Source organism: Streptomyces camelliae, from assembly GCF_027625935.1.
In the GTDB taxonomy this organism is placed as follows: Bacteria; Actinomycetota; Actinomycetes; order Streptomycetales; family Streptomycetaceae; genus Streptomyces; species Streptomyces camelliae.
In genome coordinates this window covers 5,821,608-5,836,005 of record NZ_CP115300.1, presented here as the reverse complement: position 1 = coordinate 5,836,005, position 14,398 = coordinate 5,821,608, and the positions used below count along the sequence as shown (strand labels likewise).

General features: G+C 72.0%; 13 protein-coding genes. 6 read left to right on the top strand and 7 right to left on the bottom strand.

The window, feature by feature from the left end; translation table 11 throughout:
* Positions 1-70 precede the first annotated feature (70 nt).
* Positions 71-1,126, bottom strand: a complete 1,056-nt coding sequence (locus O1G22_RS26725) for a LacI family DNA-binding transcriptional regulator (protein ID WP_270083633.1) — start codon at positions 1,124-1,126, stop codon at positions 71-73.
* A gap of 318 nt (positions 1,127-1,444) precedes the next feature.
* Between O1G22_RS26725 and O1G22_RS26720 the strand changes: the two genes are divergently transcribed.
* The 4 genes from O1G22_RS26720 (at position 1,445) to O1G22_RS26705 (ending at position 6,232) form a co-directional block, all read left to right on the top strand.
* Complete coding sequence (locus tag O1G22_RS26720; RefSeq protein ID WP_270083632.1) at positions 1,445-2,770, top strand: ABC transporter substrate-binding protein; 1,326 nt, start codon at positions 1,445-1,447, stop codon at positions 2,768-2,770.
* 5 nt (positions 2,771-2,775) lie between these two features.
* Positions 2,776-3,783 (top strand): carbohydrate ABC transporter permease, encoded by a 1,008-nt coding sequence (locus O1G22_RS26715; protein WP_270086554.1) that lies wholly within the window; start codon positions 2,776-2,778, stop codon positions 3,781-3,783.
* Between the two features lie 10 nt (positions 3,784-3,793).
* A complete protein-coding gene (locus O1G22_RS26710; protein ID WP_270083631.1) occupies positions 3,794-4,699 on the top strand; it encodes a carbohydrate ABC transporter permease in 906 nt (301 codons plus the stop codon).
* A 102-nt stretch (positions 4,700-4,801) separates the two neighbouring features.
* Entirely contained in the window at positions 4,802-6,232 is a 1,431-nt protein-coding gene (locus O1G22_RS26705) for a GH1 family beta-glucosidase (protein WP_270083630.1), read from the top strand.
* Positions 6,233-6,326: 94 nt separating this feature from the next.
* Here the strand turns inward: O1G22_RS26705 and O1G22_RS26700 are convergent, their stop codons facing one another.
* The 3 genes from O1G22_RS26700 to O1G22_RS26690 all read right to left on the bottom strand — a co-directional run bounded on the left by O1G22_RS26700 (position 6,327) and on the right by O1G22_RS26690 (position 10,021).
* On the bottom strand, positions 6,327-7,781 hold the full coding sequence (locus O1G22_RS26700; RefSeq protein ID WP_270083629.1) for a glycoside hydrolase family 18 protein: 1,455 nt from the start codon (positions 7,779-7,781) through the stop codon (positions 6,327-6,329).
* Positions 7,782-7,913: 132 nt separating this feature from the next.
* Complete coding sequence (locus tag O1G22_RS26695) at positions 7,914-9,305, bottom strand: sensor histidine kinase (RefSeq protein ID WP_270083628.1); 1,392 nt, start codon at positions 9,303-9,305, stop codon at positions 7,914-7,916.
* Positions 9,302-10,021, bottom strand: a complete 720-nt coding sequence (locus tag O1G22_RS26690) for a response regulator transcription factor (protein ID WP_270083627.1) — start codon at positions 10,019-10,021, stop codon at positions 9,302-9,304. The genes O1G22_RS26695 and O1G22_RS26690 overlap by 4 nt, the downstream gene beginning before the upstream one ends.
* Positions 10,022-10,121: 100 nt before the next feature.
* Here O1G22_RS26690 and O1G22_RS26685 point away from each other — a divergent pair, with 100 nt between their 5' ends.
* Complete coding sequence (locus tag O1G22_RS26685) at positions 10,122-10,637, top strand: hypothetical protein (RefSeq protein ID WP_270083626.1); 516 nt, start codon at positions 10,122-10,124, stop codon at positions 10,635-10,637.
* A 9-nt stretch (positions 10,638-10,646) separates the two neighbouring features.
* Here the strand turns inward: O1G22_RS26685 and O1G22_RS26680 are convergent, their stop codons facing one another.
* Positions 10,647-11,543 (bottom strand): spermidine synthase, encoded by an 897-nt coding sequence (locus O1G22_RS26680; RefSeq protein WP_270083625.1) that lies wholly within the window; start codon positions 11,541-11,543, stop codon positions 10,647-10,649.
* Positions 11,544-11,577: 34 nt separating this feature from the next.
* Positions 11,578-11,991, bottom strand: a complete 414-nt coding sequence (locus O1G22_RS26675) for a hypothetical protein (protein WP_270083624.1) — start codon at positions 11,989-11,991, stop codon at positions 11,578-11,580.
* A 209-nt stretch (positions 11,992-12,200) separates the two neighbouring features.
* On the opposite strand from O1G22_RS26675, the gene O1G22_RS26670 reads away from it, so the two are divergent.
* Complete coding sequence (locus O1G22_RS26670; protein WP_270083623.1) at positions 12,201-13,703, top strand: NsdA family TPR-like regulatory protein; 1,503 nt, start codon at positions 12,201-12,203, stop codon at positions 13,701-13,703.
* A gap of 25 nt (positions 13,704-13,728) precedes the next feature.
* On the opposite strand, the gene O1G22_RS26665 is transcribed toward O1G22_RS26670, so the two are convergent.
* Positions 13,729-14,325 carry a histidine phosphatase family protein gene (locus O1G22_RS26665; RefSeq protein WP_270083622.1) on the bottom strand — a complete coding sequence of 199 codons (597 nt, stop codon included), beginning with the start codon at positions 14,323-14,325 and terminating at the stop codon, positions 13,729-13,731.
* Positions 14,326-14,398: the final 73 nt, after the last annotated feature.

The following is a 14,398-nucleotide window of genomic DNA, read 5'->3' as shown; positions in this document are numbered from 1 at the left end:
CGATACCACTCCGAGGAGGCTCCTGCGTCGATGTCCGCCACCCCTGCGAGGACCAGCGGCAGCCCGAATGCTACGACGACGCCCGCACCACCAGCTCCGCCGGCAGCACCGCATGCCGACGCTCCAGCCCGCGCGAGGCGGCCGGGCGGCGGTCGGCGATCTCCGCGAGGAGGAGGTCGATCATCGCGCGGCCCATCTCCTCGATGGGCTGGCGGACGCTGGTCAGCGGCGGGTCCATGTGGTGGGCGATGGCGGAGTCGTCGTAGCCGATCAGGGCCACGTCCTCGGGGATACGGCGGCCCGCCTCGCGCAGCACCTGACGGGCGCCCGCCGCCATCACGTCCGAGCCGGCGAAGACCGCGTCCAGGTCGGGGTGGCGTGCCAGCAGTGCCGTCATCGCGCGCCGGCCGCCCTCCTCCGTGAAGTCGCCGGGTTCGATGAGGAGTTCGTCCACCCCGTGGCCCGCGTCGCGCAGGGCGTCGCGGTAGCCGTCGACGCGGCGCTGGGCGCCGTAGACGTCCAGGCGGCCGGTGATGTGGGCGACCCGGCGGCGGCCCCGGGCCAGGAGGTGCTCCACGGCCAGGCGGGCGCCGCCGTAGTTGTCCGAGTCCACCGAGGTGAGCGTCTCGCCGGCCGAGCGCGGGCCGCTGATCACGGCCGGGATCTCCAGCTGGGCCAGCAGGTCGGGCAGCGGGTCGTCGGCGTGGACGGAGACGAGCAGGACGCCGTCGACCCGGTGCGCGGCCAGGTACTGGGCCAGGCGCTGCCGTCCCCGGTCGTTGCCCGCGAAGGTCAACAGCAACTGCATCTCGGTGTCGGCGAGTTGGGCGCCGACACCGCGCAGCATGTCGGAGAAGTACGGCTCGGCGAAGAAGCGGGTCTCCGGTTCGGGGACGACCAGGGCGATCGCGTCCGTGCGGTTGGCGGCCAGTGCACGGGCCGCGGTGTTGGGGACGTAGCCGAGTTCGGCGACGGCCGCCTCGACCGCGGCGCGGGTGGCGTCGCTGACCCGGGGCGAGCCGTTGATCACCCGTGAGACCGTGCCCCGGCCGACCCCGGCCCGTGCGGCGACCTCTTCGAGCGTGGGCCGCCCACCGCTCCGGCCCCGCGCTCCGTGGCTTGCCATGGGCTCCGCCTTTCCGCCGCTCTCTGTGCTGGCCGAATGTAACAGCACCGCTCGTCCGGTTGCCGTCCATGGGGCTACCGCCCCCGGACCTCCGCCCCCGACTAACAGCCCGATAACTGAACGCACTCCTCCGCGCCCACTCCCTTGACACCCCGCCTCGAACCGACGACCCTTCAACACATCACTTGTGGGAGCGCTCCCACACTACCTGACACATACACGTCCCGCACGTTCCCCGCCCGAGCCGCAGCGAGTGACAGACGGGCCCAACAGTGCAGTTGGCCGGGGGGTCGGCACGTCAGGCAACAGGAGGACGCAATGCGCACGAGCATCCGCCGGTCTCGCAGGCTGGGGGCCCTCGCGGCCGTGGCCGCGATGACCACGGGTCTGCTGACCGGCTGCGCCAACGACAGCGGCAGCAAGTCCGACACCTCGGGCGACGGCGGCGGCAAGGGCAAGACCACGATCACCCTGGGTCTGTTCGGCACCATGGGCTTCAAGGAGGCCGGCCTCTACACCGAGTACGAGAAGCTGCACCCGAACATCTCGATCCAGGAGAACGTGATCGAGAAGAACGAGAACTACTACCCGGCCCTGGTCAACCACCTCACCACCAACAGCGGTCTGCAGGACGTCCAGGCCGTCGAAGTCGGCAACATCGCCGAGGTCGTGCAGACCCAGGCGAGCAAGCTGGAGGACCTGTCCAAGGTCGCGGGTGTCGACAAGAGCAACTGGCTGGACTGGAAGTGGCAGCAGGCCACCACCAAGGACGGCCAGACCATCGGCCTCGGCACCGACATCGGGCCGATGGCGATCTGCTACCGCAAGGACCTGTTCAAGGCGGCCGGCCTGCCCTCCGACCGCGACCAGGTGTCCAAGCTGTGGGCCGGTGACTGGAGCAAGCTCGTCTCCACCGGAGAGCAGTACAAGAAGAAGGCGCCCAGCGGCACCACCTTCATGGACTCCCCCGGCGGTCTGCTCAACGCGATCCTCAGCAGTGCCAGCCAGAAGTTCTACGACGCCTCCGGCAAGGTCATCTACAAGTCGAACCCGGCCGTGCGGAGCGCCTTCAACCTGACCGCGCAGGCCGCCAAGGACGGGCTGGTCCAGTCGCAGCCGCAGTTCCAGCCGGGCTGGGACCAGCTGATCTCCAACAGCAAGTTCGCCTCGGTGGCCTGCCCGCCGTGGATGCTCGGCTACATCAAGGGCAAGTCGAAGGCGGACGCCGCCGGTCAGTGGGACGTGGCCCAGGCGCCGCAGGCCGGCAACTGGGGCGGCACGTTCCTGACCGTGCCCAAGTCCGGCAAGAACGTCACCGAGGCCGAGAAGTTCGTGACCTGGCTGACCGCGCCCGCCCAGCAGGCCAAGCTCTTCGCCGTCCAGGGCAGCTTCCCGAGCGCACCGTCCGCGTACGCGATGTCCCAGGTCACCGGCGCGAAGAACCAGATGACCGGGGACGCCCCGATCGGCACGATCTTCGCCCAGGCCGCCAAGTCCATCCCGACCCAGCCGATCGGCCCGAAGGACCAGATCATCCAGCAGGGCCTGACGGACAACGGCGTCATCCTGGTGACCAAGGGCAAGTCGGCCGACGACGCCTGGAACACGGCCACCAAGACCATCGACAACAACCTGGAGCAGTGACCGGCATGGCCACCCGGCACGACACCGCCGCGCCCCTCGCGAAGGAGGGGGGCGCGGCCCCGGCCCGCCCCGAGGTGGTACGGACGACGGACGAGCGCCGGCGGGCGCGCATGTCCCGCCGCTGGCAGCGGGACATGCGCTGGAGTCCGTACGCCTTCGTCTCCCCGTTCTTCCTCCTCTTCGTCGCCTTCGGCCTGTTCCCGCTGATCTACACGGGCTGGGCCTCGCTGCACACGGTGGAGCTGACGGCGCCCACCGACATGAAGTGGGCGGGGCTGCACAACTACACCCGGATCTTCGACGACGACTTCTTCTGGAACGCGGCGAAGAACACCCTGACCATGGGCATCATCTCGACCGTCCCGCAGCTGGCGATGGCGATGGGGCTCGCCCACATCCTCAACTACAAGCTGCGTGCCTCGACCTTCTTCCGGGTCGTGATGCTGGCGCCGTACGCGACGTCGATCGCCGCGGCCTCGCTGGTCTTCGTGCTGCTCTTCGGCCGTGACTACGGCATGATCAACTGGGCGCTGCACTTCGTCGGCGGCGGCCACATCGACTGGCAGAACGACAAGTGGCCCTCGCAGATCGCGGTCTCCTCGATCGTGGTCTGGCGCTGGACCGGCTACAACGCGCTGATCTACCTGGCGGCGATGCAGGCCGTCCCGCAGGACCTGTACGAGTCGGCGGCGCTGGACGGGGCCAACCGCTGGCAGCAGTTCTTCCATGTGACACTGCCGCAGCTGCGCCCGACGATCCTGTTCACCTGTGTCGTGTCGACGATCGGCGCCTCGCAGCTGTTCGGCGAGCCATTGATGTTCGACGCCAACAAGGGTGCCTCCGGCGGCGCCGAGCACCAGTTCCAGACGCTCGGCCTGTACCTGTACGAGCAGGGCTGGGTCAACCAGCACCTGGGCCGCGCCTCCGCGATCGCCTGGACGATGTTCCTGATCCTCATCGTGATCGGGATCGTCAACTACGTCATCTCGCGCCGCCTGCGCGAGAGTAGTTAGGAGTACGGCCGTGACGACGACCCTGACCCCGACCACCGGGGCGACGGACAAGGAGCCCGGGCGGCTTCGGCGGCCGAAGGCGGCGCGGGCCGGCGGGACGCTGCACGCGGGTCCCCTCGCCTACGCGGTCCTGGTCCTGTTCTCGATCGGCTCGCTGTTCCCGCTGGTGTGGACGGCGATCGCCGCGTCCCGCGACAACAACCGGCTGGCCGAGACCCCGCCGCCGTTCTGGTTCGGGTCCAATCTCGCGCACAATCTGAACGTCGCCTGGAACGACGCCAATCTGGGCAAGGCGTTCGTCAACACCACGTTCGTGGCGGGCGTTTCGGCGGGGACCATCGTCTTCCTGTCCACGATCGCCGGGTTCGCCTTCGCCAAGCTGCGGTTCAAGGGCCGTAACGCCATGATGCTGATCGTGATCGGCACGATGATGGTGCCGCCGCAGCTCAGCATCATCCCGCTGTACATGATGGTGGCCAAGCTGGACTGGACCGACCAGTTGCAGGCGGTGATCCTGCCGTCGCTGGTGAGCGCGTTCGGGGTGTTCTTCATGCGGCAGTACCTGATGCAGGCGCTGCCGGACGAGATCATCGAGGCGGCCCGGGTGGACGGCGCGAGCAGCTGGCGCGTGGTGTGGCACGTGGTGTTCCCGGCGGCGCGGCCGGCGATGGCGGTCCTCGGGATGCTGATGTTCGTGCAGACCTGGAACGACTTCCTGTGGCCGTTCCTGGTGCTCACCCAGAACGGCAATCCGACCGTGCAGGTCGCGGTCTCCGCGCTGGGCCGCGGCTACACGCCCGACCAGTCGCTGATCATGGCGGGCGCGCTGCTCGGCACGCTGCCGCTGCTGCTGGTGTTCGCGATCTTCGGCAAGCAGATCGTAGGCGGGATCATGCAGGGCGCGGTCAAGGGCTGAGCACCCGATCGCGCTGACGGGGGCCGGGCCACCGCCGTCCCGGCTCCCTCATTCTTCTCCTCACTCGGCCGGTCTTCCACGACCTCTTTTGGGAGCGCTTCCATGCCTGACTCTGTCTCCTCCGTCACCTTCCCGCCCGCCTTCCTGTGGGGTGCGGCGACCTCGGCGTACCAGATCGAGGGGGCGGTGCGGGAGGACGGCCGTACCCCCTCCATCTGGGACACCTTCAGCCATACGCCGGGCAGGACGGCCGGCGGCGAGACCGGTGACATCGCCGTCGACCACTACCACCGCTTCCGCGACGACGTGGCGCTGATGGCGGAGCTGGGCCTGACCGCGTACCGCTTCTCGGTGTCCTGGCCCCGGGTGCAGCCGACGGGCCGGGGCCCGGCGGTGCAGCGGGGCCTGGACTTCTACCGCCGGCTGGTGGACGAGCTGCTGGCCCACGGCATCAAGCCGGCGCTCACCCTCTACCACTGGGATCTGCCGCAGGAGCTGGAGGACGCGGGCGGCTGGCCGGAGCGGGACACCGCGCTGCGGTTCGCCGAGTACGCGCAGATCGTCGGCGAGGCACTGGGCGACCGGGTGGAGCAGTGGATCACCCTCAACGAGCCCTGGTGCAGCGCCTTCCTGGGCTACGGCTCGGGCGTCCACGCCCCCGGCCGCACCGACCAGGTGGCCTCGCTGCGCGCCGCCCACCACCTCAACCTGGCGCACGGGCTGGGGGCGTCGGCGCTGCGCTCGGTGATGCCGGCCCGCAACCAGATCGCCGTCAGCCTCAACTCCTCGGTGGTACGGCCGCGTTCGCAGGACCCGGCCGATCTGGCCGCGGCCCGCCGGATCGACGACCTGGCCAACGGGGTCTTCCACGGCCCGATGCTGCACGGCGCCTACCCGGAGTCGCTGCTCACGGCGACGGCCTCGGTCACCGACTGGTCGTACGTCCTGGACGGCGACCTGCGCACGGCGAACGCGGAGCTGGACGCGATGGGCCTGAACTACTACACCCCGACGCTGGTCTCGGCCGCGTCCGGCGACGTCACCGGCCCGCGGGCGGACGGCCACGGCGCCAGCGACCACTCCCCCTGGCCGGGCGCCGACGACGTGCTGTTCCACCAGACGCCGGGCGAGCGCACGGAGATGGGCTGGACGATCGACCCGAGCGGCCTGTACGACCTGATCATGCGCTACACGCGCGAGGCCCCGGGCCTGCCGCTGTACGTCACCGAGAACGGCGCGGCCTACGACGACAAGCCCGACCCCGACGGCCGCGTCCACGACCCCGAGCGCATCGCCTATCTGCACAGCCACCTCGCGGCGGTCCGCCGGGCCATCACCGACGGCGCCGATGTGCGCGGCTACTACCTGTGGTCCCTGATGGACAACTTCGAGTGGGCGTGGGGCTACGGCAAGCGGTTCGGCGCGGTGTACGTGGACTACGCGACGCTGGAGCGCACCCCGAAGTCGAGTGCCCGGTGGTACGGGGAGGTGGCCCGGACGGGGACGCTGTCGCCTGCGGACTCGGCCACCTGACAGACGGGGGCGCGGCCCGTCGTGGGGGCGGGCCACGCCTCGCCGTTCCAAGGGAGCAGGGAAAGGGCCCGCCGTCGATCACTCACGCGTCGGGTCAGTTGAAGGCGCCGAAGGCCTTCGAGAAGGCGAACGGGGCCTGGACGATCGAGCTGCAGGTGGGGTCGGCGGAGTTCTTCGCGCCGCCGGCGCACTGCTTGTCGCGGGCCGCGGACCACATGGAGAGCCCGCCGAGGCCCTTGGACCTGGCGAAGTTCACCAGCTGGGTGGCGTCGTCGACCTTGAAGATCTCGGCGGAGACGTCGTTGACCCCGATCATCGGAGTGATCGCGACGGCCTTCCACGCGGCCGAGTCGGACAGCCCGAGCACGCCCTTGATCTGGGCCTGGGTGGCGGTGGCGGCCTGCTGGGCGTAGTCGCCCATGTCGCCGTTGTACGAGGCGCCGTAGTCCATCGCCATGATGTTGACGGTGGAGATCTTCACGCCGTTGGACGTGGCGTTCGACACCAGGTTCACGCCGTCCTGGGTGAGGCCCTCGGGCATCACCGGCAGGGTGAAGGAGACGTCCAGGCCCGGGTGCTGCGCCTGGAGCTTCGCTATCGCCTTCGCCCGCAGGGTGTTGGCCGCCGTGTTCGGCAGCGCGCCGCCCTCGACGTCGAAGTCGACCTTGGTCAGCTTGAACGCGTCGATCGCCTTGCCGTACGCCGCCGCCAGCGCGTCCGCCGAGGAGCAGGTGGTGGCCAGCTCGGAGCCGGAGGCGCCGCCGAAGGAGACCCGGACGTCACCGCCCTTGGCCCGCAGGGCGCCGATCTGCGCCGCCACGGCATCGCTGGTCAGGTCGGTCACGCCGCCCCACTTGGGGGTGCAGCCGCCGCCGTCGGTGATGAAGGCGAGGTTGTAGTTCTTCACCCCGGTCGCGTCCGCCGCGCCGACCAGATCGAAGGCCGGGTAGAGCGAGGTGTCGACGTAGGGGGCGAAGCCGGCGGAGGCGGTGGTGCCGGTGCCGGTGCCGGTCGTGGGGCCGGCGGTGGGGGTGGGAGTGGTGGTCTTCGTGGCCGTCGGGGTGGGGGCCGGGGACGGTGACCGGGTCTCGGTGGGGCGGCCGCTCGGCTCGGGGGTGGGGCCGCCGTCCGCCGAGCACGGGGAGTTGTCGATACGACAGCCGGTCGGGGCGCCGCTGCCGTCGACCACGAAGCCGACGGTCACGGACTGGCCCGGGGCAAGGCCCTCGGTGTCCCACTTCGCGGGCTGCACGGTGACGTGCGAACCGCTCACGCTCGACTCGCCGTTCCACAGCGAGCTGAGCCTGGCGCCCGCCGGGAGGTCGAACTCCAGCGTCCAGCTCTTCTCCTGCGAGCCGCTGTTGTTGGTGACGACGTACTGGGCGGTGTAGCCGGTCGACCAGTCGCTGGTCCTCGTGTACGCGGCGTTCACCCCGGCCGCGTTCGCGGTGCCGGTGAGCAGGACCGCGCCGCCGCCGACGACGGCCGCGGCCACGAGGCCGCCGATCGCCTTGTTCCTGCCACTGATCCTGCGCCGGTGCGTGCTCATGCGCCTGCCTGCCTTCGATGCTCACGGGGGTGGGGTGCGGCAGCACGCTAGCGAGCCGGAATCGGACAAACGGCCTGATCGGGACGGTCGTTGCAGACCTTAGGGTGCGCTTAAGGAAGGGATCGGGGACGGTTAATGGTCGAGACCAGTCGGGACCGGTCTGCCCGGTCGGCGCCGGCGCACACCGCCGCGGTGTCCCCGCCCGACCGGCCGGCGTCCGTCCAGCTGGAACCAGATCCGCACCTCGGTACCGCCCAGCACCGAGGAGCCGATGCGCACGTCCCCGCCGGTGGACTCGGCGAGCCGGCGCACGATGTCGAGGCCCAGTCCGGTCGAGCCGGCGCTGCCCGAGCCGCGGCCCCGGGCCATCGCGGCGTCCGGGTCGGATATGCCGGGGCCCGCGTCGGAGACCAGCACGATCACCGCGTCCTCGCCGTTGTGCACGTCGACCGCGAAGGCGGTGCCCTCGGCGGTGTGCCGGAAGACGTTGCCGAGCAGGGCGTCGAGCGCGGCGGCCAGATCGGCGCGGGCCACGGGTGTCCGCACCGGTCTCTCGACGCCGGCCACCCGCCATTTCCGGCCCTCGTCCTCGGCGAGCGCGGACCAGAACTCCATGCGTTCGCGCACCACTTCGGCCGCGTCGCACCCGGCGCCGGGCCCGGCCGCGGCCGTCTGCGGCTTGGCCTCCCGGGCCGTACGGATGATGGTGTCGACCTCGCGCTCCAGCTGGGCGACGGCGGCCCGGGTCTGCTCGGCGGCCGGACCGGCGCCGAGGGAGGCCGCGTTCAGCCGGAGGACGGTGAGGGGAGTACGCAGACGGTGGGAGAGGTCTGCCGCCAACTCCCTTTCGTTGGCGAGCAGTTGCACGACCTGGTCGGCCATGGAGTTGAACGCGGCGGCGGCGAGCCGGAGTTCGGTGGGGCCGTCCTCCGGCACCCGGGAGCCCAGCTTGCCCTCGCCCAGTTCGTGCGCGCCCCGCACCAGCCGCTGCGCGGGCCGCACCATGCGCACCCCGAGCCGGTCGGCGACCGCGACCGAGCCGACGATCAGCGCGAGACCGACGGCCGCGAGCACCGCCCAGGCCGTGCCGACGCCATGGGTGACCTCGGACTCGGGGACGTAGACCTCGACGACCGCGATGGTGCCGGAGCCGAGCGCGACCGGCTGGAGCAGGGCGGAGCCGCCCGGGACGGAGGTCGTCGAGGCCCGGCCCATGCTCCGTACGGCCGCGATGTCACGACCGGCGGCGCGCTGTCTGCCGAGGTCGAGCGCGGGGCGGCCATCGGCGGCGGGCAGGTGCACGGCCATCCCGGAGTCGGCGCCGGCCGAGGCCACCACGCGCTCCAGCTTGTCCCGGTCGGTGGTGATGGACAGCGCGGGCGCGACGGCGGCGGCCTCCCGCTCGGCGCCTGCGAACGCCCGGTCGCGGGCCATCTCCTTGACGACCAGTCCGAGCGGCACGGCGAAGGCGACCACGACCATCGTGGTGACCGCCAGGCACACCTTGACCAGGGCCCACCTCATCGCACCGGCACCCCGTCCGCAGGAGGAGCCGCCGGGGGTTCGAGCTTCACGCCGACACCCCGGAGGGTGTGCAGATAACGCGGCTGAGCGGCCGTCTCCCCCAATTTGCGGCGCAACCAGGACAGATGCACATCGATGGTCTGGTCGTCGCCGTAGGACTGCTGCCAGACCTCGGCGAGGAGTTCCTTGCGCGGGACGACGACCCCGGGCCGGCCGGCCAGGAAGGCGAGCAGGTCGAACTCCCGGCGGGTGAGGTCGAGGCGGACCCCGTCCAGCTCGGCCTGGCGGCGCAGCGGATCGACGCTCAGGCCGCCGACCCGGAGCACCGGGGAGGCCGGGGGCTCGGCACCGGCGGACCGGGCGCGGCGCAGCACGGCGGCGATCCGGGCGGACAGGTGCTCGACCGAGAACGGCTTGGTCAGATAGTCGTCCGCCCCCGCGTTCAGCAGCCGGACGATCTCCGTCTCGTCGTCCCGGGCGGTGGCGATGATGACCGGCACGTCGGTGATGCCGCGCAGCATCTTCAGGGCCTCGGAGCCGTCCAGGTCCGGCAGTCCGAGGTCCAGGACGACCACGTCGAAGCGGAGATGGGCGACCTCGCGCAGCGCCTCCAGCGCCGTACCGACACTGCGCACGGTGTGTGCGGCGTCGGTCAGATGCCGGATGAGCGCCGAGCGTACGAACTGGTCGTCCTCGACCACGAGCACACTTGCCATGCGCCGCACCGTACGCCATGCCGGCGGACCCCGTTCGGGCCTGTGGACAACTCGGGGCTTGTGGACAACCCGTGTGGGTGGTGAGGCAGTATGGCCCGCGATGCGCAGAGGACTCGTACCGGTGATGGCGTGGCTGCTCGCGACGGGAGCGGCGGTCACCCTGTCGTGGTGGGGTGTGCACACGGTCATGGCCGGGACGGCGTACGACCCGCCGCGCGCCCTGCCCGTCACGGCGGCCGACGCGAAGGACCAGGCGTCGACGCCCGCGCCCCCACCGCCTTCGTCCGCCTCCCCCACCCCCTCGCGCCCGCGCTCACCGCGCCCGGCCCCCACGCCGTCGCACACCCCGGCCCGCACCCCGAGCCCGTCCGCCACGGCCTCCTCCGCCGCCTCCGGCCAGGTCAAGGCGTACGACACCGACGGCGGCCGGGCGGTGTTCGACCTGGGCGCGGCCGGCGCCACGTTCGTCTCGGCGACACCGGGGGCCGGCTGGTCCATGCAGGTGTGGAAGACGGACACCTGGATCCGGGTGGAGTTCAGCCGGGGCACGGACCGGGTGTCGGTGTTCTGCACCTGGCACGACGGGCCGCCGCATGTGGAGGTCGGTAACTACTGAGGGACCGGCCTACCGGAACACCGACGGCGGCGGCGCCGGCGACGCCACGGCCGCCGCGTCCGTCACGGGTACGGCCCCGCCGGTGAAGTCCAGGAGCGGCTTGCCGTGTTCGAGGCGGGCCGGGTGGGGGTCGGAGGCGGCGCGGCGGGTGAGTTCGGCGAGCGGGAGCGGGGCGTCCGAGGCCACGAGGATCGCGTTGCCGAAGCGCTTGCCGCGCAGCACGGCCGCGTCGGCGATCAGCGCGAGCTCCGCGAACCGGGCGGCGGCGGTGGCGATCTGGCCGCGCAGATGCGCGAGCGGCGGGCCGTCGGCGAGGTTCGCGGCGTAGACCCCGGAGGGCTGCAGCGCGCGGCGGACCTCGTCCAGGAACTCGGTGGACGTGAGGTGGGCCGGGGTGCGGGCGCCGCTGAAGACGTCGGCGATGATCAGGTCCGCCCAGCCGTCGGGGACTTTGCCGAGCCCCGCGCGCGCGTCCACCGACCGCACCCTGATCCGGGCGTTCGGATCCAACGGCAGCTCCCGGCGCACCAGTTGGACCAGGCTCGCGTCCCGCTCGACGACCTGCTGGGTGGAGCGGGGCCGGGTGGCGGCGACGTACCGGGCGAGGGTGAGCGCGCCGCCGCCGAGGTGCACGGCGTGCACGGGCTTGCCGGGCGGGGCGACGAGGTCGATGACATGGCCGAGGCGGCGCTGGTACTCGAAGGAGAGATACGCCGGGTCGTCCAGGTCGACGTGCGACTGCGGGGCGCCGTCGATCAGCAGGGTCCAGGCCCGGCTGCGGTCGGGATCGGGGACGAGCTGGGCGAGACCGCCGTCGACGGCCTCCACGACGGGTTCCACGGCGGCCGGTCCGCGCCGGGTGCGCCCGGTGTCCTTCGTGCTCCGCGTACTCCTCGACCTGCCCATCGGCCCATTTTCGCAGGTGCCGGGGCCGGGTGCCTCACCGGCGGCTGTCGGCCGCCTCGATCAGCCGGGCCGCCTCGCCGAGCGCCCTGCGCAGCACCACGGGGTCGGTGGCGAGGTCGGCCTCGCCGGGGGGCAGCAGCCAGTCCGAGCCCTCCACCGGCGGCTCGGGGGTCAGTCGCATGCCGCGCCCGTCGGTCTCCGTGCAGGTGCTGCCCGGGACGTCCCAGCAGGCCGCGGTGCCGGCCGGGACCAGGAAGCCGAGGGTGCCGCAGCCGTCGTCGTGCAGCACGGGTCCCATCGTGTCGCCGGAGCCGCGCCGCAGGATGTCGACCGCCTCCAGTCCCTGCCGGGCGGGCACCGTCACGAGGTCGCACGCCGCCGCGTCCGCGCCGCCCCCCGCGTCCGACGACGGCGACGTACAGCGTTCGTTGCTCTGGCTGGTCTCCATCCCGGCCTCCACCACACAGCACTGTTGCGGTCCAACCTCTCCAACGCGCGAGCGCGTCAACGGCTACGGCACAAGTGCGCCGCAAAGGATGGCACTTCATGGCAGATCGTGGATGAGATATCCGGTTTGTAGCCAAACACCGCGTGGCGGGTCCGTCACAGCAGGTACGTTCATGCCCGGTTCGACGGTTCGCACGAGAGGACCCGGCCATGGCGTCGTCAACCGTGACCTCGTCACAGCCCGACCGGCCACTGCGGCCCAACCTCGCCTTCCGGCAGTTGCGCGGCAGGCGCTCACCGGCCGAGTTCGCGGCGCTCGTACGGCGCGCCGCGCGCGAGATCGGTGAGCGGGTGAGCTGTGACGCGCGTTACGTCGGCAGGGTCGAGGCGGGCGAGATCCGCTGCCCGAACTACGCGTACGAGCGGGTGTTCCTGCACATGTTCCCCGGCCGCACGCTCACCGACCTCGGCTTCGCGCCCCGCTCGTCCGTCCGCGGCCGGGCGGCACGCCCGGCCGCGGACCCGTCCGGTGAGTCACGGGGGGCGTGCGATCCGTATGACCCGCGGGACGACACGGACCACGCGTACGACCCGCACCACCCGCACGACCAGCACCACCTGTACGTCCCGCACGAGCCGTATGACCCGCACGAGCCGTACGAGAACCACCACCTGAACCACGAGGAGAGCGACGTGCTGCGTCGCGCATTCATGACCGGCGGAGGCGCCACGGTGGCCGCCGTCACGCTGGCCCCGCTGGGGCCCACCATGGACGCCGCGGCCGCGGTCGGGCGGCCCGGGCGGCCCGGCACGGCCGAGGCGAGCGCCCTGGAGGAGGCCGTCCGCCGCATCCGGCTGCTCGACGACCGGCACGGCGCGGACGGGCTCTACCGGCGCGCGGCGGCTCCGCTGCGCGCGGCCTACGCGCTCCTGGACGCCGGCGCGACCCGGCAGACCACCGCGGACCGTTTGCACTCCGGCGCCGGTGAACTCGCCATCTCCGTGGGCTGGCTGGCCCATGACTCCGGCCGCTTCGACGATGCCCGCTCGCACTACGCGGAGGCGCTGGCAACGGCCCGGATGACCGGGGATCCGGGCCTGGAGGCGCACGCCTTCTGCAACACCGCGTTCCTGGCGCGGGACGCCGGCCGGCCCCGGGAGGCGGTCCGCGCCGCGCAGGCCGCCCAGCGCGCGGCCGCGCCCCTGGGTTCCGCACGCCTGATGTCGCTGCTCGCGCTGCGCGAGGCGGGCGGCTGGGCGGGGCTCGCCGACCGCACCGGCTGCGAGCAGGCCCTCGCCCGGGCCCAGGCCTTCTTCGCACGCGGCCACTCGGACGCCGACCCCGAGTGGATGAGCTTCTACGGCGAGGCCGAGCTGGAGGGGCTGGAGGCGCAGTGCTGGTCCACGCTGGGCGACTGGCGGCGGGCGTCACGGCACGCGTATCGCGCGACCGAGCTGCAGGATCCTCACTTCACGCGCAACATCGCGCTCTATGCGGCCGAGTTGGCCGACGACCTCGCGCGCGAAGGCCGTCCCGACGAGGCGGCGCAGGCGGGGTTGCGCGTACTCACCTTGCTGGACCAGGTCCAGTCCTCGCGCATCCAGGGCATGTTGGCCGGTACGGCGCGTGTTCTGCTGCCGCACCGGCGGGCGTCCGGGGTTTCCGAGTTTCTGGACCGGCATGCTTCCGTGCCGAGAACGGGCCGGGTCTGACGGCCCCTCGGCAGTCGCGCCGCGGCTAGGCGACCAGGTGACCCAAGTCGTTCCAGCTCTCGATCGCCGGTTCCCCGTAGGCCCAGCCCAGCACGGACAGCGAGGTCGGGTTCAGGCGGATCCGGGCCGCGAAGTCCAGCGGCAGGCCCAGCCAGCGGGCGCCGATGGAGCGCAGGATGTGGCCGTGGGCGAAGATCAGGACGTCCCGGTCGGCCGAGCGCGCCCAGGAGACCACCTCGTCCGCGCGCGCGGTGACCTCAGCGATGGTCTCGCCCTCGGGCACCCCGTCGCGCCAGATCAGCCAGCCCGGCCGCCGGGCGTGGATCTCGGCCGGGGTGAGGCCCTCGTAGGCGCCGTAGTCCCACTCCATGAGCGTGTCCCAGGTGGTGGCACGGTCGCCGAAGCCGGCCAGTTCGCACGTCTCACGCGCGCGTACCAGCGGGCTGGTGCGTATCTCCACGTCCGGCAGGCCGTCCAGCGGGGCCCGGTGCAGGCGCTCGCCAAGCAGCTTGGCCCCGCGCCGGCCCTCCTCCAGCAGCGGTATGTCCGTCCGGCCGGTGTGCTTGCCGGACAGTGACCATTCGGTCTGTCCGTGCCGGGCCAGCAGGATGCGCGGTGCCATGGGAGACCTTTCCGGATGCGAAGGGGACCCCTCCATCATCGCTCACCGCGTACCCGGGCAACCCGGTGGGCGA

Excerpts from the sequence above, each read along its gene's own strand:
- O1G22_RS26715 (WP_270086554.1), top strand. The coding sequence starts at position 2,776 with ATGGCCACCCGGCACGACACCGCCGCGCCCCTCGCGAAGGAGGGGGGC.
- O1G22_RS26685 (WP_270083626.1), top strand. The coding sequence starts at position 10,122 with ATGCGCAGAGGACTCGTACCGGTGATGGCGTGGCTGCTCGCGACGGGA.
- O1G22_RS26665 (WP_270083622.1), bottom strand. The coding sequence starts at position 14,325 with ATGGCACCGCGCATCCTGCTGGCCCGGCACGGACAGACCGAATGGTCA.
- O1G22_RS26690 (WP_270083627.1), bottom strand. The coding sequence starts at position 10,021 with ATGGCAAGTGTGCTCGTGGTCGAGGACGACCAGTTCGTACGCTCGGCG.
- O1G22_RS26700 (WP_270083629.1), bottom strand. The coding sequence starts at position 7,781 with ATGAGCACGCACCGGCGCAGGATCAGTGGCAGGAACAAGGCGATCGGC.
- O1G22_RS26670 (WP_270083623.1), top strand. The coding sequence starts at position 12,201 with ATGGCGTCGTCAACCGTGACCTCGTCACAGCCCGACCGGCCACTGCGG.
- O1G22_RS26705 (WP_270083630.1), top strand. The coding sequence starts at position 4,802 with ATGCCTGACTCTGTCTCCTCCGTCACCTTCCCGCCCGCCTTCCTGTGG.
- O1G22_RS26720 (WP_270083632.1), top strand. The coding sequence starts at position 1,445 with ATGCGCACGAGCATCCGCCGGTCTCGCAGGCTGGGGGCCCTCGCGGCC.
- O1G22_RS26695 (WP_270083628.1), bottom strand. The coding sequence starts at position 9,305 with ATGAGGTGGGCCCTGGTCAAGGTGTGCCTGGCGGTCACCACGATGGTC.
- O1G22_RS26680 (WP_270083625.1), bottom strand. The coding sequence starts at position 11,543 with ATGGGCAGGTCGAGGAGTACGCGGAGCACGAAGGACACCGGGCGCACC.
- O1G22_RS26675 (WP_270083624.1), bottom strand. The coding sequence starts at position 11,991 with ATGGAGACCAGCCAGAGCAACGAACGCTGTACGTCGCCGTCGTCGGAC.
- O1G22_RS26725 (WP_270083633.1), bottom strand. The coding sequence starts at position 1,126 with ATGGCAAGCCACGGAGCGCGGGGCCGGAGCGGTGGGCGGCCCACGCTC.